The 19,433-nt window shown below is 63.0% G+C and carries 19 protein-coding genes; 12 read left to right on the top strand and 7 right to left on the bottom strand.

Annotated features, from left to right (window positions below):
* Window positions 1-25: 25 nt before the first annotated feature.
* Window positions 26-1,165, bottom strand: coding sequence for an acyl-CoA dehydrogenase family protein (locus ACVIHF_RS09985; RefSeq protein WP_057017207.1), 1,140 nt, complete (start codon window positions 1,163-1,165; stop codon window positions 26-28).
* Window positions 1,166-1,246: 81 nt separating this feature from the next.
* Between ACVIHF_RS09985 and ACVIHF_RS09990 the strand changes: the two genes are divergently transcribed.
* Genes ACVIHF_RS09990 through ACVIHF_RS10005 form a run of 4 tightly spaced genes read left to right on the top strand, consistent with a single transcriptional unit; the run spans window position 1,247 to window position 6,435 of the window.
* Window positions 1,247-2,113, top strand: a complete 867-nt coding sequence (locus tag ACVIHF_RS09990) for a FadR/GntR family transcriptional regulator (protein ID WP_083714940.1) — start codon at window positions 1,247-1,249, stop codon at window positions 2,111-2,113.
* Between the two features lie 57 nt (window positions 2,114-2,170).
* Window positions 2,171-2,980, top strand: coding sequence for an enoyl-CoA hydratase/isomerase family protein (locus tag ACVIHF_RS09995; protein WP_225648237.1), 810 nt, complete (start codon window positions 2,171-2,173; stop codon window positions 2,978-2,980).
* Window positions 2,981-2,993: 13 nt separating this feature from the next.
* Entirely contained in the window at window positions 2,994-5,231 is a 2,238-nt protein-coding gene (locus ACVIHF_RS10000) for an acyl-CoA dehydrogenase (RefSeq protein ID WP_253609227.1), read from the top strand.
* 10 nt (window positions 5,232-5,241) lie between these two features.
* Window positions 5,242-6,435 carry a CaiB/BaiF CoA transferase family protein gene (locus ACVIHF_RS10005; RefSeq protein WP_253609226.1) on the top strand — a complete coding sequence of 398 codons (1,194 nt, stop codon included), beginning with the start codon at window positions 5,242-5,244 and terminating at the stop codon, window positions 6,433-6,435.
* A 21-nt stretch (window positions 6,436-6,456) separates the two neighbouring features.
* Here ACVIHF_RS10005 and ACVIHF_RS10010 read toward each other — a convergent pair whose 3' ends face one another.
* Entirely contained in the window at window positions 6,457-6,867 is a 411-nt protein-coding gene (locus ACVIHF_RS10010) for a MarR family winged helix-turn-helix transcriptional regulator (protein WP_225648240.1), read from the bottom strand.
* A 289-nt stretch (window positions 6,868-7,156) separates the two neighbouring features.
* Between ACVIHF_RS10010 and ACVIHF_RS10015 the strand changes: the two genes are divergently transcribed.
* The 7 genes from ACVIHF_RS10015 (at window position 7,157) to ACVIHF_RS10045 (ending at window position 14,044) form a co-directional block, all read left to right on the top strand.
* Entirely contained in the window at window positions 7,157-7,483 is a 327-nt protein-coding gene (locus ACVIHF_RS10015) for a hypothetical protein (protein WP_253609225.1), read from the top strand.
* 13 nt (window positions 7,484-7,496) lie between these two features.
* On the top strand, window positions 7,497-8,816 hold the full coding sequence (locus ACVIHF_RS10020; protein WP_141342321.1) for a Rieske 2Fe-2S domain-containing protein: 1,320 nt from the start codon (window positions 7,497-7,499) through the stop codon (window positions 8,814-8,816).
* Window positions 8,813-9,778 (top strand): PDR/VanB family oxidoreductase, encoded by a 966-nt coding sequence (locus tag ACVIHF_RS10025; RefSeq protein WP_253609223.1) that lies wholly within the window; start codon window positions 8,813-8,815, stop codon window positions 9,776-9,778. Before ACVIHF_RS10020 ends, ACVIHF_RS10025 begins: the two co-directional genes overlap by 4 nt.
* 27 nt (window positions 9,779-9,805) lie before the next feature.
* Window positions 9,806-11,029: an ABC transporter substrate-binding protein gene (locus ACVIHF_RS10030; RefSeq protein WP_456791987.1), complete on the top strand. Its 1,224-nt coding sequence runs from the start codon at window positions 9,806-9,808 to the stop codon at window positions 11,027-11,029.
* Between the two features lie 53 nt (window positions 11,030-11,082).
* Window positions 11,083-12,366: a CaiB/BaiF CoA transferase family protein gene (locus ACVIHF_RS10035; RefSeq protein ID WP_057017215.1), complete on the top strand. Its 1,284-nt coding sequence runs from the start codon at window positions 11,083-11,085 to the stop codon at window positions 12,364-12,366.
* Entirely contained in the window at window positions 12,363-13,559 is a 1,197-nt protein-coding gene (locus ACVIHF_RS10040; protein ID WP_225648245.1) for a thiolase C-terminal domain-containing protein, read from the top strand. The genes ACVIHF_RS10035 and ACVIHF_RS10040 overlap by 4 nt, the downstream gene beginning before the upstream one ends.
* 83 nt (window positions 13,560-13,642) lie before the next feature.
* A complete protein-coding gene (locus ACVIHF_RS10045) occupies window positions 13,643-14,044 on the top strand; it encodes a Zn-ribbon domain-containing OB-fold protein (protein ID WP_225648246.1) in 402 nt (133 codons plus the stop codon).
* Between the two features lie 219 nt (window positions 14,045-14,263).
* Here ACVIHF_RS10045 and ACVIHF_RS10050 read toward each other — a convergent pair whose 3' ends face one another.
* Complete coding sequence (locus ACVIHF_RS10050) at window positions 14,264-14,773, bottom strand: ParB N-terminal domain-containing protein (protein WP_253609220.1); 510 nt, start codon at window positions 14,771-14,773, stop codon at window positions 14,264-14,266.
* A gap of 188 nt (window positions 14,774-14,961) precedes the next feature.
* On the opposite strand from ACVIHF_RS10050, the gene ACVIHF_RS10055 reads away from it, so the two are divergent.
* Complete coding sequence (locus ACVIHF_RS10055; RefSeq protein ID WP_225648248.1) at window positions 14,962-15,756, top strand: enoyl-CoA hydratase/isomerase family protein; 795 nt, start codon at window positions 14,962-14,964, stop codon at window positions 15,754-15,756.
* Between the two features lie 209 nt (window positions 15,757-15,965).
* On the opposite strand, the gene ACVIHF_RS10060 is transcribed toward ACVIHF_RS10055, so the two are convergent.
* The 4 genes from ACVIHF_RS10060 to ACVIHF_RS10075 form a co-directional block, all read right to left on the bottom strand.
* On the bottom strand, window positions 15,966-16,385 hold the full coding sequence (locus tag ACVIHF_RS10060) for a DUF2000 domain-containing protein (RefSeq protein WP_057017218.1): 420 nt from the start codon (window positions 16,383-16,385) through the stop codon (window positions 15,966-15,968).
* An 84-nt stretch (window positions 16,386-16,469) separates the two neighbouring features.
* The gene (locus ACVIHF_RS10065; protein ID WP_225648249.1) at window positions 16,470-17,288 is read right to left on the bottom strand and encodes an SDR family oxidoreductase; all 819 of its coding nucleotides are present in this window, start codon (window positions 17,286-17,288) and stop codon (window positions 16,470-16,472) included.
* A 4-nt stretch (window positions 17,289-17,292) separates the two neighbouring features.
* A complete protein-coding gene (locus ACVIHF_RS10070) occupies window positions 17,293-18,156 on the bottom strand; it encodes an enoyl-CoA hydratase/isomerase family protein (protein WP_253609219.1) in 864 nt (287 codons plus the stop codon).
* A 40-nt stretch (window positions 18,157-18,196) separates the two neighbouring features.
* Complete coding sequence (locus ACVIHF_RS10075; protein ID WP_456780893.1) at window positions 18,197-19,399, bottom strand: ABC transporter substrate-binding protein; 1,203 nt, start codon at window positions 19,397-19,399, stop codon at window positions 18,197-18,199.
* Between the last annotated feature and the right edge of the window lie 34 nt (window positions 19,400-19,433).

The raw sequence follows: 19,433 nt of genomic DNA on the forward strand, positions 1-19,433 counted from the left end.
TGCTTCTTCTTGAAATCGATCCGCGCTAGCGCAGCAGCTCGCGGGCGATCACCACGCGCTGGATCTGGTTGGTGCCTTCAAAAATCTGGGTCAGCTTGGCATCGCGCATCATGCGTTCGACCGGATAGTCCATCGTGTAGCCGTAGCCGCCGAAGATCTGGACCGCGTCGGTCGTCACCTTCATCGCCATGTCGCTGCCGACACATTTGGCCATGCTGGCAAGCACGTTGAGCCGCTTCCAGTCGCCGGCATCGCCGGCGCGGGCACATTCGTAGACCAGCGCGCGGGCCGCCTCGATCTGCATGGCCATGTCGGCGAGCATGAACTGCACGCCCTGGAACTCGGCGATCGGTTTCTTGAATTGCTTGCGCTCCTTGGCGTAGGCGACGCAGGCATCCAGTGCGCCTTGTGCGAGGCCGACGGATTGCGCGCCGATGGTCGGCCGGTTGAGGTCGAGCGCGCGCATCGACGCGCGAAAGCCCTTGCCTTCCTCACCGACGAGGTTTTCCGCGGGAACGCGGACATTGTCGAAGAAGATCGGCGTGTTGGGCGCGCCGCGAAAGCCCATCTTGCGCTCGTGGCGGCCGAACGTGATGCCCGGCATTCTCTTCGGCTCGACGATGAAGGCGCTGATGCCGTCCGCACCGGCGCCGTCACTGGTTCGCGCCATGACCACGATGTAGTCGGCCGCGACACCATAGCTGCACCACTGCTTGCGGCCGTTCAGGACATAACTATCGCCGTCCTTGCGGGCGCGGGTGTTGAGCGCGGCGACGTCGGAGCCGGCCTGCGGCTCCGAGATCGCGATTGCCGTGACCACGCCACCCTCGGCGATGATCGGCAGATACTTCTTGCGCTGCTCCTCAGAGCCGAAATGCAGCAGCGGCATGATGAACATGGTGTTGAGCGCGGCGATCGACGCACAGGCAGGGGAGACCTTGGAGATCTCCTCGCGCGCGATGCAGGCCATGGTCAGGTTGCCATTCGGGCCGCCATAGCGCTCCGGCACCCAGAGCTGCATCAGTCCCATCTCGCCGAACAGCTTGACCAGTTCGAGCGGGAAGCGGTCGGTTTCGTCGATCTCGGCGGCGATCGGCGCCACGTGCCTGGCGACCATTCTGCGCACGTTGTCGCGGAACGCGACCTGCTCCTCGGAAAAACTCATGCGAACTCCCGTTTCGTTTTCTTTGCCGGAAGCTAAAAAAGGGCTTCCATTGAATGGGTGATCCATTTAATAATTCACCGCATGAGCACCAAGTCAAGCCCTCGCGCGCCGCGGCGCTCCCGTGCCGCCTCGCCGAGCCGCCGGGAGCGGGCCACCGATCATCGTGCGGCCGGCTCGCCGGCCGCGCCGACATTCAAGCCGATTCACACCAGGCGGACGTTCGAGGAGATCTGCGAGCGCATTCGCGAGCAACTCGCGCTCGGCGTGCTGAAGCCCGGCGACAAGCTGCCGGCCGAGCGCGAGCTGGCTCAGCAGCTCGGCGTCAGTCGGAATGTGCTGCGGGAAGCATTGCGCAGCCTCGAAATGGCCGGCGTGCTCCGGCTGCAGAAGGGCGTCAAGGGCGGCGCCTTCATCCAGCAGGGCGACACCCGCCGCATGAACGAGGTCATGCGCGACATGCTGAGCCTCGGCACGATTTCGGTGCGGGAATTGTCGGAGGCGCGGGTCCACGTCCTCGACCTCGTGGTGCAGTTGGCTTGTGCCAATGCCCGCCGGGCCGATCTCGATGCATTGGAAGCCAATATCGAGCGGACGGAGCTTGCGACCAAGGAGGGGCGGCTGCTCGACCGGGTCGAATGTTCGCGCGAGTTCTACAAGCTGCTGGCGGCCTCGACCGGCAACAAGGTGATTGCGATGATCGTGGACTCGGTCACCGAGATCCACATGCGCTTCGTCTACGCCAAGGTCGCTTCCAGCGGGGTCGCGATGGCACGGCTGGCCGAGAAGCGGCGGCAATTCCTGGCAGCCCTCAGCGAACGGAACGTCGATCTGGCAAGCCGATTGCTGCGATCGCATCTGGAATCCGTGCAGCGCATGCTCGAGCAGGATCCGGGCGCCATGTCGCTTCACGTCGCATTGGCGGATGTGCAGCCCGGGATGCGCCGCTAGCGCGCGCCTGCGTTGCCAATAATCAACAACTCAAACAGCGAAACAATGGAGGCAAACGTGTCCAATTACGCCAAATATGAATGCCTGACGGTCGAGGTCGCGGACAAGGTCGCGACCGTGACCTTGAACCGCCCGCAGGCGCGCAATGCCATCAATCAGAAGCTGATCCGCGAGTTGCGCACGATCTGGGACGACCTCGCCGACGATCACGCCGTTAATGCCGTGGTGCTGACCGGGGCGGGCGACTTCTTCAGCGTCGGTGGCGACGTCAAGGCGATGTCCGAGCGGCCCGGCGGCGACGTGCTCGAAGAGGGCGAGGTACACGATCCCATGATCAGCCGCCGCGGAGTCACCCGCCAGCTCGAGCTCGACAAGCCCATCATCGCGGCGATCAATGGCGATGCCATCGGCCTTGCGGCGACCCATGCGCTGCTTTGCGACATCACGGTGATGGCGGAAGACGCGCGGATCGGCGACACCCACGTCTCGCGTGTTGGCCTCGTCGCCGGCGACGGCGGCACAGTGATCTGGCCGCTGCTGGTCGGCATCAACAAGGCCAAGGAATTCCTGATCCGCGGCACGCTCCTGAAGGGAAATGAGGCGGAGCGGATCGGGCTGGTCAATCATGTCGCGCCGCGCGCGGAGGTGTTGGCCAAGGCCCGCGCGATCGCGGTCGAGCTCGCCAACGGTCCGACCTGGGCCATTCGCTGGACCAAGCTGTCGATCAATCAGATCGTCAAGGAGCGCGTCAACATGCTGCTGGAGGCGTCGATGGCGCTGGAGCAGGTGACGTTCGAGACTGCCGACCACAAGGAAGCGACTATGTCGTTCAAGGAGAAGCGGAAGCCCAGATTCGGCCAGGCATAGCGCGGGCCTCACCATGGCGGCGATCGAAGCGTCGAATGACGATGTCGCAGGAATGCTGCGCGATTCCTTGCGCGGTTTCCTGGACGAGCATTGGCTTCCACTCGGTTTGGCCGCATCGTCCTCGCCGGACGAGGTGTCGGCGATCTGGCGCAAGCTCGTTGGGCAGGGCGTCGCCGCGCTTGGTGCGGAGAGCGGCGAAGGCGGGCTCGCCGAAATCTTCGTCGTCATGGCGGAACTCGGCCGGGCCGGCTGCACGGCGCCGATGTGGTCTGCGGCGCTCGCTAATCTTGCGATCTCCGGATCGCAGGTCGACGTCGCGGTGGATCTGCTGGAGCGGCTGCAGTCCGGGGAGGCGACCGTCGCCTTCTCATTCGGTGCGCTGGATCCGGACGCCCGCACAGGAGCGGTTGAGGTCACGGACCTCAAGGCAAAGGGCGTGCTTCGTTTTGTCGAGGCTGCCGGAGACGCGACGCATCTTCTGGTCGTTCTAGACCAGGCCCAGCTTGGGCTGATCAATCTTGACGGTTCCGGTGTCGAGTGCGTCGCAACCCGCGCGATGGGAGCGTGGGGACTCTACGAGGTCCGGCTGAACGAAGCGCCGCTCACGCGCATTCCCATAGATACGGTCGATCTCGACCATCTCCGCATCAAGGGCAGAGCGATGTTGACCGCGCGTGCCTATGGCGCTGCGCGGCGTGCCTTTGAGCTCGCCGTGGACTACGCCAAGGAACGGCACCAGTTCGGGCAGCCGATCGGCAGGTTCCAGGCCATCCAGCACAAGCTGGCCGACTGCCTGATTGCGCTCGAAGGCGTCAGGTTGATCCTCGACCATGCCGCCAGACTGCATGACGGCGGCGAGGGCGGCTGGCGCTACTTCGCCGATTGCGCATCGGCGTTCTCCGGTCATGCGCTGCGGCAGGTGTCGCTGGAGGTCCAGCATACGTTCGGTGCGATCGGTTATGCCGAAGAGCACGAGGCGCCAATCCACTTCAAGCGCGTGCATCTCGATACGATCGCGCTTGGCGGCGCCTCGGATGCCAAGAGCAGGCTGGCAGCGCGGCTGCTGGATGCGGGCGGCGTCGGGCTGCCGCAATATGACCTCGGGGCCGCTGGAAATGCGTTTCGCGAGCAGATCCGGCTCTGGCTCGAGCAACACTGGACTGGAGATACGAAGCAAGCATTCGACGGAAGACCCTTCGCCAAGCGTGAGTTCGATGCCGGCTTCGCCCGCGACATCGGTGAGACCGGATGGATCGGGCTCGGATGGCCAGAGCAATTCGGCGGCCAGGCGCGCTCGCCGCTGGAGCAGATCGCCTTCACGGAGACGATGGAGCGGGGCGAGGCGCCGCGGATCGGCGCGGCGATCCAAGCCAATGCGCTGATGATGTTCGGCACGGCAGCGCAGCAGCAGAAATACCTTCCGGAAATCCTGCGTGGCGAAGCGATGCATGGCATGGGCTACAGCGAGCCGCAGGCAGGGTCGGACCTTGCCGCGCTGCGCACCAGTGCGGCCAGGGACGGCGATCACTGGGTGATCAACGGCCAGAAGATCTGGACCACCACCTGGTGGGGCAAATACATGTTCCTCGCCGCGCGGACCGACAAGGACGCGAAGCCGCCGCACGCGGGCATCAGCATGTTCATCGTGCCGATGGATGCGCCGGGCATCACGATCCGTCCATCAGCAACCATGTATGATGGCACGTTTGCCAATATCTTCTACGACAACGTCCGCATCCCCTCGGAGAACCTGGTCGGCGAGGTCAATGGCGGTTGGAAAGTGTTGACCGGCGCGCTGGCCTTCGAGCGCGGGCTGGTTGGTGGCGGGATCGTCCTGAAGGTCGCGCACGCCTTCGAGCAACTGCGTTCGCATGTGATGGCGAAGCAAGGTGATCGGTCTCTCGCCGATGATCCAATCATCCGCGACAGGATGGTGACCTTGGCGTCAGAGATCGAGATCGGCCGTCTCTTGATGATGCATTGCGCCGAGCTTGCCGCCGACGGCGTGACGCTGCCGGAATATGGCGCGATCAGCAAGGTGTTTTCCGGTGAGCTGATGGAGCGATTCGGCGAGGCCGCGCTCGACATCCTTGGCATGCGGGCCGCGCTGTCCGAGCAGATGCCGGGCGCGATCGACAACGGTCGCTTCGAGCAAAACCTGCGGCATTCGCTGATGTGGGTCATCAGCATCGGGACCAACGAGATTCAGCGCAGTCTGATCGCGCAACGCGCGCTCGGACTGCCGAGATAGGAGAGATTGGATGCAGAAGGATGGCGTCAGGGCGCCGCTCGCCGGCGTGCGCGTGCTCGATTTCTCGATCATGGTGGCAGGGCCGTATTGCGCGCGGCTGCTCGCCGATGTCGGCGCCGAGGTCATCAAGATCGAGCCTCCGGAAGGCGATGACATGCGGTTGCGAACGCCGCTGCGGGAAGGCCACAGCACCTATTTCGGCCAGCTCAATGCCGGCAAGCGTAGCCTGGCGCTGGACCTGAAGAATGCCGACGCCATCAGGCTCGTACATCGCATGGTCGCGGAGGCGGACATTCTCGTCGAGAATTTCCGCCCTGGCGTGATGGACCGCCTTGGTCTTGGCTACGAGACGCTCTGCGAGATCAACCCGCGCCTCATCTATTGCTCGATCTCGGGTTATGGCCAGTCAGGCCCAGCAGCCGAGCGCGCGGCTTATGCGATGATCGTCCATGCCGAGAGCGGATTCGATCACTCCCTGATGCGTTATGCCGGTGACCGGGAGCGTCCCGCGCCGGGCGCGATCTTTGTCGCCGATATCCTCGGCGGCATCTTCGGCTATTCCGCGATCCAGACCGCGATGGTCCAGCGAACGCGCACCGGGAAAGGACAGCGCGTCGATGTAGCCTTGATGGACTGCATGATGAATCTGCTGGTCTATGAGCTTCAGGAGGCGCAATTCCCGATCCGTTCGCCGCGCCCGACCTATGGGCCGGTCCGCGCGCGCGATGGCGATATTCTGATCGCCCCGGTCACGCCGCGTAATTTCGCGGCGCTGTGCGAGGTGACCGGGCAGGAAGAGCTGGTGAACGATCCGCGCTTTTCGACCATTCCAGCGCGCGGCGCCAATTGGACCGCCATGATGCAGGTGATCGAGAAATGGACCGAACGCCACACCGTTGCTGAATGCATCGCGGCGCTGGATCGCGCCGGTGTTCCCTGCGCCGAGTACCGGACGCCGGGCGCGGCGCTGACCGATGCCCATTTGCGCCAACGTGGGGTGTTTGGGACCGTCTCGGACGGGGCAGGTGACTTCATCGGCGTCAATGCGCCATGGCAGATGTCCGGGGCCGATACGCCGATGGGACGTCGAGTTCCCGGGATCGGCGCGCAGCGGGACGATGTGCTGTCGCGGATCCTGGGCCTGTCGCCGGACGCAATCGCGACGCTCGCCGCTGCGGGCACGTTCGGGAAGGTGCAGGCGTAGGGCCGCTGGACGCCGGCGATTTCACGTATCGGCCGGACTGTCCGGCGGCGGAGCCTTCGCGATCGCCAGCAGGCATTTCAGGAAATGCGCGCGGTCCTCCTTGCGAAGGGGGGCCAGCATGATGTTTTGCAGCTCGGCGGCGGCCGGAATGACGGCGAGAAGCGCTTCCTCGCCTTTAGCCGTGATCTGCACCTGGAGCGAGCGGCGGTCGTCCGGATTGTCTTTCTTCGAGACCAGTCTGCGCGCGACCATGCGCTTCAGCATTTCGCTGAGCGTGTTGCGGTCGCAGCTGATCCGTTCGGCCAACACGGAGGGGGTTAGAGGACCTAACTGATACAGCGCCATCAGCACACCGAACTGCCGCGGCGTGATATCGCTCTGGCGCGTCATGCTTTGATAGAGCCCATCGTAGCGGGCCTCCAGCAGACGCAACAGGAATCCGACACCACCCTCGAGCTGCCAGTCGCGTGCAACGTCTGCCGCCGAGGTTGTCTGCTTGCCTTTATCGGCTGCCATGCCGTTGTCTGGATCCCAGCTGCGTTCTGCGAATTGCGTCCTAGCCGTTAGCAGCTTGGCTGATCGTCCTCAACCCTGTGGCGAACCACGTCACCAGCCTCTTCTGAGGGAGACAGGGTCGCCCTCGGCTCTTGTCAGCCTTCCGATAATGTAGTACGTATACGTATCAAATGCGAGCGAAGACGTCGTTCAGGGAGGTTGAAACTTGGACCTGCGTGAGCTGCTGTCGATTCCCTATTTGCTTGAGGCGGAGGCAGTCGAAACCGAGCCGGGGCAGTGGCGGGTTCGCCTTGCCTATCCGGAGCTGCCGGGGTGCACGGCTGAAGCCGCCGTCGTCGAGGACGCTCTGCGCGAGCTCGAGCGGCGGCGCATCGAATTGATTGTCGGCCTGGTGGAGGAGGGCAAGCAACCTCCCATTCCACGCCAGCCGCTCACCGCATCCGATCCGCTCTGGACCGCCCAGGATCTCGGACTGTCTGACCGTGTCGCCGCGCTTCTCGGCGGCGCGGCAGGCCCGGCCACACGCAATTGAAGGAGGCAACCCCATGCTCTCGCGCGAAGACAATGAACGGCTGGTGAGGGTCGGCAAGGGAACGCCACTCGGCGAACTTTTCCGCCTGTACTGGATTCCTTTCCTGCCGTCGGCTGATCTCGCCGCGGACGGGCAGCCGAAGCGCATCCGGCTGCTGGGCGAGGATCTCGTCGCCTTTCGCGATTCCGAGGGGCGCATCGGGCTGGTCGACCAGGCCTGCCCGCATCGCGGAGCGCCGCTGGTCTTTGCGCGAAATGAGGATTGCGGGCTGCGCTGCGTCTATCACGGCTGGAAATTCGACGTCACCGGCGCCGTGACTGACATGCCGGCAGAGCCAGTGCGCAGCCGCCTCAAGGAGCGGGTGCGGATCAAGGCCTATCCCTGCAAGGAGCGCAACGGGATGATCTGGACCTATATGGGTCCCGACCAGGCTGAGCTTCCGCCGCTGCCGAACCTCGAATGGAATCTGGTGCCGGCCGAGCAGGTGCACATCTCGGTTCGCGTCCAGGAGTGCAATTGGCTGCAGGCGGTCGAGGGTGAGATCGATTCGGCGCACGCGCCGCTGCTTCATGGACGGCTGGATGCGCAGGGCACGACGAGCGCCTGGATCCAGAAGCGCGACCTGCGCCCGACCTTCGAATGCATCAAGCAGGATTTCGGCATGAGCATCGCCGCGCGGCGCAATTACGATGCCAACACGCTGTACTGGCGGGTCAACCAGTTCCTGCTGCCGTTCTATACGCTGGTGCCTCCGCTGTCTCCGTTCCCGGATTTGAGCGGGCACGCCTGGGTCCCGATCGATGACGAGAACACGCTCTGCATCATGTTCTCCTATCATCCATCGGAGCCGCTGCTGGAGAAAACCCGGCAGGTCTTCGCCGAAGGACACAAGGGCCGCGAGAGTGGTCATGCCAGCCGCCACGCGCTCGTCCAGCACCCGGTGACGGTCCCATACGCAGGCTACTGGACGAAATACAATCCGCAGAACGGCTTTCAGTTCGACTATGAGGCGCAGCGGACCACCTGGTTCTCGGGCCTGCCGGGGCTCTGGGTGCAGGACGGCGCCTGCCAAAGCGGCGTCTCGCCGATCTTTGATCGCACCAAGGAGACGCTCTGCTCAAGTGATACCGGCATCGCGATGACGCGACGTTTCATTCTTGAAGCGCTTGGCGCCTATCGCGATCACGCGATCAAGCCCAAAGGAGTCTTGGACCCGGACGTGTTCATGGTGCGAGCGGTCTCGCTGCGGTTGCCGCCGGAGGATTTGTGGGTTGACGTCGGCGCGCCGTTCATGCGTGCGAAGCTTGGCGCCGATTTCGGGTACGAGCTGTGAGCGCATTCAAACACACGGCTGGTACGCTGGAGGTGCTGGTCAAGCGTATCGGATATGAGGCCGAGCGGATCAATTCGTATGAGCTGATTGCCCCGACGGGCGGCGAACTGACGCCGTTCACGGCCGGGAGCCACATCGACCTGCATCTGCCGAACGGCATGATCCGCAGCTATTCGCTGGTAAACGACCAATGCGAGCGGCACCGGTATGTCATCGCGGTGAACAGGGATGGCGAGAGCCGGGGTGGGTCCAGCTTCGTCCACGACACCGTCGGGGTCGGGAACATCATAAGGATCTCCGAGCCGCGGAATAACTTCGCGCTCCGTGAGGAGGCCGACCATTCTGTCCTGATCGCCGGGGGCATCGGCATCACGCCGCTGCTGTCGATGATCCGACGGCTTGAGGCGCTTGGACGTCACTGGGAGCTGTTCTATGCCGCGAGGACGCGCGCCGCTGCCGCATTCCTCGACGAACTCGGCACGTATCGATCGAGGGTACATCTCGATTTCGACGACGAGCGATCGGGACGGGTGTTCGATCTCCCGGCGCTCGTCAGGAACGCTCCGCCTCGCGCGCATCTCTACTGTTGCGGTCCGGTGCCCATGCTCGAGGCGCTCGAGGCGGCGACGGCCGATCGCCCGGCCGATCACGTACATGTCGAATATTTCAAGGCCCGGGAAGCTCCAGCCACCGAAGGTGGCTTCGACGTCAAGCTGGCGCGAAGCAACCGCACCATCGCAGTCGAGGCCGGCAAGACCATTCTCGATGCGCTGCTGGAGGCCGGGATCGCCGCGAACTATGCCTGTACCGAAGGTGTCTGCGGCACCTGCGAGACGCGCGTGCTCGAGGGCATACCCGACCATCGCGACCAGTTCCTGAGCAACGAAGAGCAGGCGGCGAACAAGAGCGTCATGATCTGCTGCTCGGGCGCCAAGTCCCGGACGCTTGTGCTCGATCTCTAACACAACAACATACGACGGGTGGAAACAATGAAGTATCTTTCGCAGATAGCCGGAATAGCTCTCCTGGCCTTTTGTGCCGGTTCGCCGGCGACGGCGGTCGCCGCGCGGTCTCTGAAGATCGGCGTGCTCAACGACGCGTCCGGCCCTTACTCGGACAATGCCGGCGAAGGTTCGGTGACAGCGGCCAAAATGGCGGCCGAGGACTTCATGCGGCTTCATCCGGATTTCAAGGTCGAGATCGTCTCGGCGGACCACCAGAACAAGGCTGATGTCGGCGCCGCCATCGCGCGCCGCTGGATCGATCAGGAGAAGGTCGATGCGGTCGCCGACGTGCCGAACTCGGCCGTTGGGCTGGCGGTCAACGAGGTCATGCGCGGCACCAAAGCGGCGCTGATCGCATCGAGCGCGGCGTCGTCCGACCTGACCGGGAAATACTGCTCACCCAATACGATTCAGTGGACCTTCGATACCTGGGCGGCCTCTCACACCATCGGCGCCTATCTCGTGCAGCACGGCGGCAAGAAATGGTACTTCATCGCCACCGACAATGCGCTCGGCAAATCGATGGTGCGCGACGGAACGGCGGTGATCGGTGCCGGCGGCGGGACCGTTCTCGGATCGGTCAATGTACCGATCAACAATGCGGACTATGCCTCGTTCATCCTGCAGGCCGAAGGCTCGGGCGCCGACGTGATCGCGTTCGCGACCGCCGGTGGCGACACCGTCAGCCTGATCAAGCAATCCGCCGAGTTCGGGCTGAAGCAGAGCGGGCGCACCTTCGCCGCGCTATTGACCACCACCAACGATGTCGAGTCTAGCGGGCTTGCGGTCGGGGAGGGGCTGATCATCACGCAGCCGTTCTACTGGGACCTCGACGATGCCAGCCGCGCCTGGTCGGCCAAATTCGGCGAGCGGCAGCATGGGCAGTCGCCGACCGCCTTCCACGCCGGCGTCTATTCCTCCGTGCTGGCCTATCTGAACGCGGCGCTGGCGGCGGGAACCAATGACGCGCCGGCCGTGATCCAGAAGCTGAAGGAGAAGCCGATCGATGACGCTTTGTTCGGGCCGGTCGTGGTGCGCGCCGACGGCCGCGCCATCCACAACATGTACATCTTCAAGGTGAAGAGCCCGAGTGCCTCGAAGAGCAAGTGGGACCTGCTGGAGCAGGTCGGCGCGCTGTCCGGGCCGGAAGCCTTCCGGCCGCTCGACCAGGGCGGTTGCTCGCTCATCGACCCGCCGAAGAGCAATTGACGACGACGGCCGCGATCCTTGGATCAACACTGCTCAAATTGACGGATATCCCGATGCTGGATCAGCTTGAAGCCGACTTCCCCGAGCACACGCCTCGTCCCGCCGGCGCGCCAAGAGCGCTCGAGGGGATCCGGGTGATCGATTTCTCGCATTTCATCGCGGGGCCGTTTGCCACCATGATCCTCGCCGACATGGGGGCCGAGGTGATCAAGATCGAAGCGCCGGGCCGCGGCGACGATCTGCGCCGTTATCCCCCGGTGCATCCCGATCTCAGGCACGGTGCGCCGTTCCTGTGGACCAACCGGAACAAGCGCAGCGTCGCCCTCGATCTCAAATCCCTGGAGGGCCTGAAGATCGCGCGCGAGCTGATCGCGACGGCGGACGTCCTTGTCGAGAATTTTTCTGCGAGCGTGATGGCACGGCTGGGGCTCGACTACGAGAGCTGCCGCAAGATCAAACCCGAGATCATCTACTGCTCGGTGTCGGCCTATGGCCGCGACGGGGCGTTTTCGGACCGGCTTGGCTTTGATCCGATCGCGCAGGTCGAGAGCGGCTTCGTGTCGATGAACGGCTATGCCGACCGCGAAGGCGTGCGGGCTTTGTCGCCGGTGATGGACATCAGCACTGCGATGATGGCCAGCAATGCGATCCTTGGCGCCCTGTTGGCGCGCGAGCGCAGCGGGCACGGCCAGGCCATCGAGGTGTCATTGTTCGAGAACGCCGTCCTGATGACCGGCTACGCGACCACGCAGTCGCTGTTCAGCGGTGCCGATCCGAGGCGAAGCGGCAACACCAGCCCGGACACGTGTCCGTCGGGTGTGTTCCAGGCCAGCGATTGTTCCTTCTATATCAACTGCGGCAACGACAAGATCTTCCAGCGCCTGACGGCGCAGGTTCTCGAGCGCGAGGATCTCGCGGGGGCCGAAATCTATGCAACCGGCCCCGATCGAATCCGCCGGCGCGAGGAGTTGTTCGCGATCCTCGGCGATGCCTTTGCCCGGCAGCCCTGGTCGCACTGGCAGTCGCGGATGCGGGCGGCCGGCGTGCCCTGCGGCCAGCTGCGCACCGTCGGCGAGGCGATCCGTTCGCCCGAGGCGAGGGAGCGCGGGATCGTCACCCGGATCCCGCATGAGACGGTGGGGTGGGTGCCGAACGTGAACCTGCCGATCCGGTATTCGCGGACACCGATCGTGGATCCCGTTGCGGCACCGGCAGTTGGGCAGCACACCGAGAATGTGCTGCTTGAGTTGCTCGGCTACGACAAGACGGAGATCGCGCGCCTTGCCGGAGGCGGAGCCTTCGGCAGCGAGGCTTCGCGACAGGATGCCAAACCGTGACCGGGCGCGCGCGAGACGAGCGGACGCTGCGGGGCCGTGTGGCCGTGATCGGGATCGGTGAAACCGAATATTATCGTCATGGCGCTTCTCCCGATCCGGAATTCAAGCTCGCGTTGAAGGCGATCCTCACGGCTTGCGAGGATGCCGGGCTCGATCCCCGCGAGATCGATGGCTTCTCGTCCTACAGCGACGATCGCAGCGAGGCGTCACGGCTGGCTGCGGCGCTGGGTACGCATCGACTGCGCTCCGCGACCATGCAATGGGGCGGAGGCGGCGGCGGTTGCAGCGCGGCGGTTGCCAATGCGGCCGCCTCGATCGTCGCGGGCCTTGCCGATTGTGTCGTGGTGTTCCGCTCATTGGCGCAGGGCCAATATGGCCGTTTCGGACAGGCAGCCGGGATTCACACCGTTTCGGGCGAACGGTCCTATCTGATGCCCTATGGGGTGCTGGCTCCCCCGCAGCGCTTTGCCATGCGGGTGCAACGCTACATGCACGAGCATGGCGTGCGACAGGAGGCTTTGCGCGCGATTGCGCTCGCCTCCTATCATCATGCCCAGGCCAACCCGCGCGCGGTGATGCGAGGCAAGCCGCTGGATATCGAGAAGTACGATGCCTCGCGCTGGATCGTGGAGCCCTTCCATCTTTACGATTGCTGCATGGAAAATGACGGCGCAGCGGCATTGGTGCTGGTATCGGCAGAGCGCGCCAGCGACTTCCGGCACAAGCCGGCCTATCTGCTCGGTGCGGCCTTCGGATCCGGACATCGTGCGGCGGCAACGGCGCACAATGCGCCGCTCTACGCCACCGCGAACTTCGGCACCGTTGCATCCGATTTGTACCGCATGGCCGGGGTAGGGCCGTCAGATGTCGGTGTGGTCCAGGCGTACGAGAACTTCACCGGCGGTGTCGTGATGGCGCTGGCGGAGCACGGCTTCTTCAGGCCCGAGAAGGCCAACGACTTCCTGACCTTCGACAATTTGATCGCTCCATCCGGGAGGCTCCCGCTCAACACCAGTGGCGGCAACCTTGCCGAATGCTACATGCACGGCTTTGAGCTGGTGCTTGAAGCGGTTCGTCAGGTGCGTGGCGCGTCGGCGAGCCAGGCTCGACGAAATGATGTGGCGCTGGTGATCGGCGGCCCGATGGTGACGCCGGCCAGCAACCTCATTCTGGGTTCAGAGGCGACGCTATGAGTGGGTCTTCACGTGCGCACTATCTTCCTGCCGGGTTGCCCATTCCGGTCAGTGACCCAGATGGGCTTTCGGCGCCGTATTGGATGGGCCTGCGGGAAAACCGCCTGCTGGTGCAACGCTGCGCCCGCTGCCGTTCCTGGCAGTTCGGGCCTGAATGGATTTGCCACAATTGTCATTCCTTTGACCTTAGGTGGACGGACGTCGAGCCGACCGGCCGCATCTACAGTTGGGAACGCGTGTGGCATCCGTCACACCCGGCGCTAAAGCAGCACGGCCCGTATCTCGCGCTGCTCGTCGAGCTACCACACGCCGGTGGCGTGCGCATGGTGGGTAATCTGCTGGGCGATCCGCGCCAGACCGTGGTCATCGGAACTGAGGTTGGAGGAGTCTTCGAACATCACCCGGAGTCCGATCCATCCTTTTCGTTGCTGCAATGGCGGCTGAAGCAAGGCGCTGACCGGGTGGACGGTCACTCGACCGGCTAACAAGTTTTGTGGATTGGCAAGAATAATCCAGACGCAGACGAGCCGGACCCGGTGTGTCGACGTTATTTCTCTTGGCTTAAGCTGGCTCAAACGAGCGCAGGATGGATGGGGCGAAAGTTCAAGTATTGCTGTGACTTAGAAGATCGCTTGAGCAGCGAGAGATCAAGAAAAATCCATCGCCAGCTAGATGACGTTGGATGCAGGACCGAAGGCGGGCAATCAATAACGGCCACCGTCGCGCTTCTGCTGGGCGATCCAATCCGACAACGTCTTTTTCGGCGTCGGCGCTGAGGTCCGGCTTGGCGATGTTCTCGGGTTCTCGCCCGCGCCCCTTGCCGAGCGGGCTCGCTGCTTATCCGTCCGGTTCAAGGCAGCACTCGAACTTTCTGCAGCTTCCTTCTCAAGACGCAGCTTTTTCAATCGCGCCATCTTGTCGCGTTCCGCATCTGCTTCGGGTCCCTCGGACAAGAGCGTCCTTTGCTGAGCATCCTCCGCCGAGACCACGATGCCCACAACCGTCGTCTCTCCAAGCGCCTTGCAAGCTTCGAGCCGCTGTAGTCCCTCGACCAGAACGAAGCGGTCTTCGTCGGGCCTGACGAGAATGGGGGTTTGTTGTCCGATTTCCAGAATGCTTCCAGCGATCTCCTCGACGACTTGAGGCTTGATTGCCTTCCTTCTTTTCACGGGAACGTAGATCTTCTCGATTGGGAAGCTTTCCGGCTTGGGCATAACGTCTACTCCGCTGTACAGGCCCGTCCGAAACGTATGCCGGGGAGGCAGATTTTAAGAATGAACCGCGCGGCTGCAATGGCAATCTTAGCGCGCCGAGGCTTGATCGGTGCGGGAGCCGGGCGCATTCTGAGCGGTGCAGCGCCAACGCGTGATTGTCCGGCGAGCGGTTGCAGTGAGAGTAGGCTATGCGCCTTGTTTCCATCCAGGATCACGACGCGATCCGTGTCATCACCTATGCTAACGCCCCATTCGGCACCATGACGGCCGTCGGGGCGGCTGAGATGTTCGATGCGGTAGCCGCTGCAGGGATGGCCCTATCGGTCCGGGTCATTGTCATTACAGGGGGCCTACCTGGCATCTTCATCCGTCACTACGACGTTGCGGAACTCTCCGAGGCCGCTGATGCGATTGAGCGCGGAGCGTCTCGCGCCCCGTCGTCGCCTGGTCCTCGGCCACCTGGTTTCCACGCGCTGACGGATGCGATTGCAGCCGTCGACAAGCCGGTCATTGCGGCAATCAATGGCCTGTGCATGGGAGGTGGCTTCGAGCTTTCGCTGGCATGCGACCTGCGCATCGCCGGGAGCAGTGTTACGGCGATCGGGCTTCCGGAAACGCGCATCGGCATCTTTCCGGGTGGTGGCGGTACACAGCGTTTGCCCAGGATCGTTGGAGAGGCCAGGGCGCTCGAGATGATCCTTCGTGGCCTGACAGTGACGGGACAGCGCGCGCACGAAATCGGAATTGTGCATGAGGTCGTCGCCGATCCGCTCGCGCGTTCCCTTGAGATCGGCGCTGAGCTATCGGGCCGAAGTGCCGAAGGCCTGGCCTTTGCCAAGCGCCTTACCCGGTCAGCTCTCGACCGTCCGTTGGCCGAAGGCCTGGCTGACGAGCGCAAAAGCTTTTCCACCGTGATGAGGACAGCTTCGGCTCGGGAAGGCCTGCGGGCCGGCCGACCACCAGCCGAAATCCAGAAGCTCTAATGTCACACGGCTCCTCTTGAGGTAGCCGGACGCTCGCACTCGAGGGCTTCCCGGTGAGCTTGAAACGTGGCTCACGAGGGCTGAAAGTCTTAATCTCCCAACGAGAGCACCTCGCAGCTATGCTTGAGCGGGGATGGCGCCATGGCGTAAGGGTACACGACCATGCTCATGATGAGGTCAGTCCTCAGGTTCACGACGGGGCGTTATCTTCAGCGCAAGAGCTTCAAATTGCCGGTCAGCGACCGAACCCATTTCTCGGGCCCGTAGAAGCCCAAGCCGTCAATCGTCTCGTTCGAGAGCGCGCGCAGCGGAAATTCGGCGAGATAGTCCTCAAAGCGGTGGAGTCCCCTGGCGAATTGAGGAAAGGGGACCAAAACGGCGCCGCTCGCCAATGGCTGCGCGCGCGTCAGCAGTACGGACAGCGCTTCGGGCGTGGCTTGCAGAATTGGTACCGGACGGTTTGCACTGGTCCAGACGGTGAGCCCGTTACCGTCGGTCAAGAGGTTTCCTCCGAGGTCCGGCTCTGCGGCGCCGATACCGATGCTCAAGGCCGCAACTGTGTTCGCAATCAACCCAAGCGGCAAGGCTGGATTCACAACAATGGCGATGCGCGCGCTGGCGGTATTCATTCGGAAACCATTCCTGCAGCCGGGTAAGTCCCAGTACACCTCGATGCTTCCCTGCCGAGAAGCTTTCCCTGATCGTTGCTGCAGTCATTCGATCAAGATGTCTGGCGCTAGCTGGCTGGCAGGATCTATTGCATAGACCGACAGGTCGTCGACACCCCGCGCACGCAAAACCTCCTCGTCGATCAAGGTCTTGCCCGAAAATGCGCGACTGTCTTGCGTAACGATAAAGTGTGCCGCATCGGCCATGATTGAAGGCGAGCGGCTGCGGCGATAATCCGACTGGTAGTGCACACGCACGGCGTCGGTCGCAATCATGGTCTTTGGCCAAAGAGCATTAGCGGCAATTCCAAACGATCGAAATTCCTCGGCCAGCGCCAGAGTGTACATCGTCATGCTGTACTTCGAGGTGGCGTACGCCGGATACTTGCCGAGCCAGATTGCCGACTTCGGCAGTGGCGGTGACAAGGTGAGAACGTGGGGATTTGACGACCGCTTCAGGTGCGGTACAGCATGATAGGCACAGATGTAGGTCGCCCTGCCGTTCACGGCACTCAGCAAATCGAACTTTTTGGCCGGAGTATCGAGCAGGCCGGTCGGACTGATGGCGCTGGCATTGTTCACGAGGATGTCCAACCCGCCGAATTCCTGAACCGTCCTTTCGATGGCGTTTGCGAGCGCATCGGCGTCGCGTACATCGACACGGAGGGGAAGGGCGGCGGTACCGAGCTTACGAATGTCCTCGGCCACTGTATGGATAGTTCCGGGAAGAGTTGGATGGGGCTCGCTCGATTTGGCCGCGAGCGCAACTCGCGCTCCTTCCGATGCGAATTTGAGCGCAATCTCCCGGCCTATGCCGCGGCTCGCGCCTGTAATGAAAACGACCTTACCGTCCAGGGATCCCATTTTCTCACTCTCCTGCGAATATCGGCGGCCGCCTATCGTTGAACGCCTTCATGCCCTCGCGAAAGTCCGCCGAGGAGGCGCAGTCGACGAATGAAGCTAGCTCGGCCGACAGTTGTTCGTCGAACGTTGCGGTATCGGCGCTCCAGACCAGGGCTTTCACCGCACGGCTTGCGGCGGGCGAGTTATCGGCTAGCGCCCGCGCCATTCGGGTCAGCTCGGCCTCGAGCTCCTGCTCTGCACATACTCTCGTGATCAATCCGCGCGACAGTGCCTCGCTTGCGCTTATGCGGTCAGAGAGGAGCATCAACTCCAGCGCTCGCCTTGGCCCCGCGAGGCGCGTCAGCGAGTGACTCATGCCGCCATCGGCGGGAACGCCCAGCCGCCGGTAGGCCACTGAAAAATGCGCCGTGTCGGCGGCTAGAACGAAATCACAGGCCAACGCCAGGGACATTGCTCCGCCGGCGCAAGCCCCGTGCACCGCGGCGATAGCCGGCTTTCCTGAGCGTCTCAGTGAAACGAGTGCGTCGTGGAAAGCAGTGATGATGTCCATTGCAAGCCGCGGGAAGGTGGCGCCGGCAGCGGAGAAAGCTCGTAGGTCTCCGCCGACCGAGAAATTTGCTCCGCGGCCTCGGATGACGACAACCTTGACGCTGGCGTCACCTTCGAGGTCGAAGGCAGCTGCCCTGAGCGCAGTCGCCAGCCCGAGCTCGACCCCATTGCCTCGCTCCGGCCGGTTCAGCCAAATCGTCCCGATCCTGTCGGCAACGACGAGTTCGATTGGAGATGGTGCTGTGGTCACGAACTGATCGTCCTTCTGATGTTCGGCAATGATTTGCCTTACTTGTTTCCCAAAATCCCGCCCGGCCAAGCAGTGGCCTTCGCTCGCTCTTTGCGCCGATCAGGTCGTTTCACTTCTTGAGAAGCGCGCACTTCGATTCGCTGACAGGCCGATAGGCGTCTTCACCTCGGATTGTCTTGACGATCTCGAGATAGTCCCACGGCTCCTTGGAATCTGATGGCTTCTTTACGCGCGCCAGGTACATGTCACGGATCACCCGCCCGTCCTCGCGCAGCCTGGCGCCATGTACGAATGTGTCCTCGACCGGAAGTTCGCGCATCTTGGCCATGACCGCGGCGGGATCATCTGTTCCGGCGGCCTTGATCGCCTTGAGATAGTGCAGCACGGAGCCGTAGACGCCGGTGTGAATCATGGTCGGCATGACGTTGGTCCGGGCGAAGAACCTCTTTGACCAGGCGCGGGTCTTGTCATCCATGTTCCAGTAGGAGGCCGTCGTCATGTAAGTGCCTTGTGCGGCCTGCAGGCCGACAGCGTGCACGTCGGTATCGAACATCAGCAGGCCAACAAGCTTCTGGCCGGCCTGAACCAGGCCGAATTCACCGGATTGCTTGATGGCGTTGTCGGTGTCCTGGCCAGCATTGGCAAAGGCCACAACATCCGCCTTGGAGTTTTGCGCCTGCAGTACAAATGACGAGAAGTCGGCGGTGTTGGTCGGATGCCGCACGTTGCCGAGGACCTTGCCGTCCAGCTCCTTGATGAAGCGCGTCGCGTCTTTCTCAAGTTGCTGGCCGAACGCGTAGTCGGCGGTGACAAAAAACCAGGACTTGCCACCCTCCTTGATGACAGCCGACGCCGTCACTTTGGACAGCGCGTAGGTATCGTAAGAAAAATGGACGGTGTTCGGGCTGCACAGCTCGTCGGTCAGGGAGCTCGCGCCCGGGCCGGAGAGCAGCGCAATCTTGTTGCGCTCCCGCACCATATTGTGAACGGCTATCGCAATTCCCGAGTTCGGAATGTCGGCGACTGCGTCGACCTTGCCGTTGTCGAACCAGTCGCGAACGATCTGCAGGCCCACGTCGGTCTTCATCTGGTGGTCGGCGCTCACGATTTCGATCGGCTTTCCGAGTACCGTCGGGCCGAACTCCTCAACGGCCATTTTTGCCGCCTCGACCGAGCCGGGACCGCTGTTGTCGCGTCCCCAGCTTGAAAGGTCCGTCAGCACGCCAATCCGGACCACGTCATTCGAGATTTGGGCCGACGCGGTCGACGCTGTCGCAACGATGATGGCCAAGGCCAAGATATTCCTCTTCACGTGTGCTCCCTCATTTTCTTTCATTGGACAGTGG

The organism is Bradyrhizobium sp. USDA 4506, from assembly GCF_054058795.1.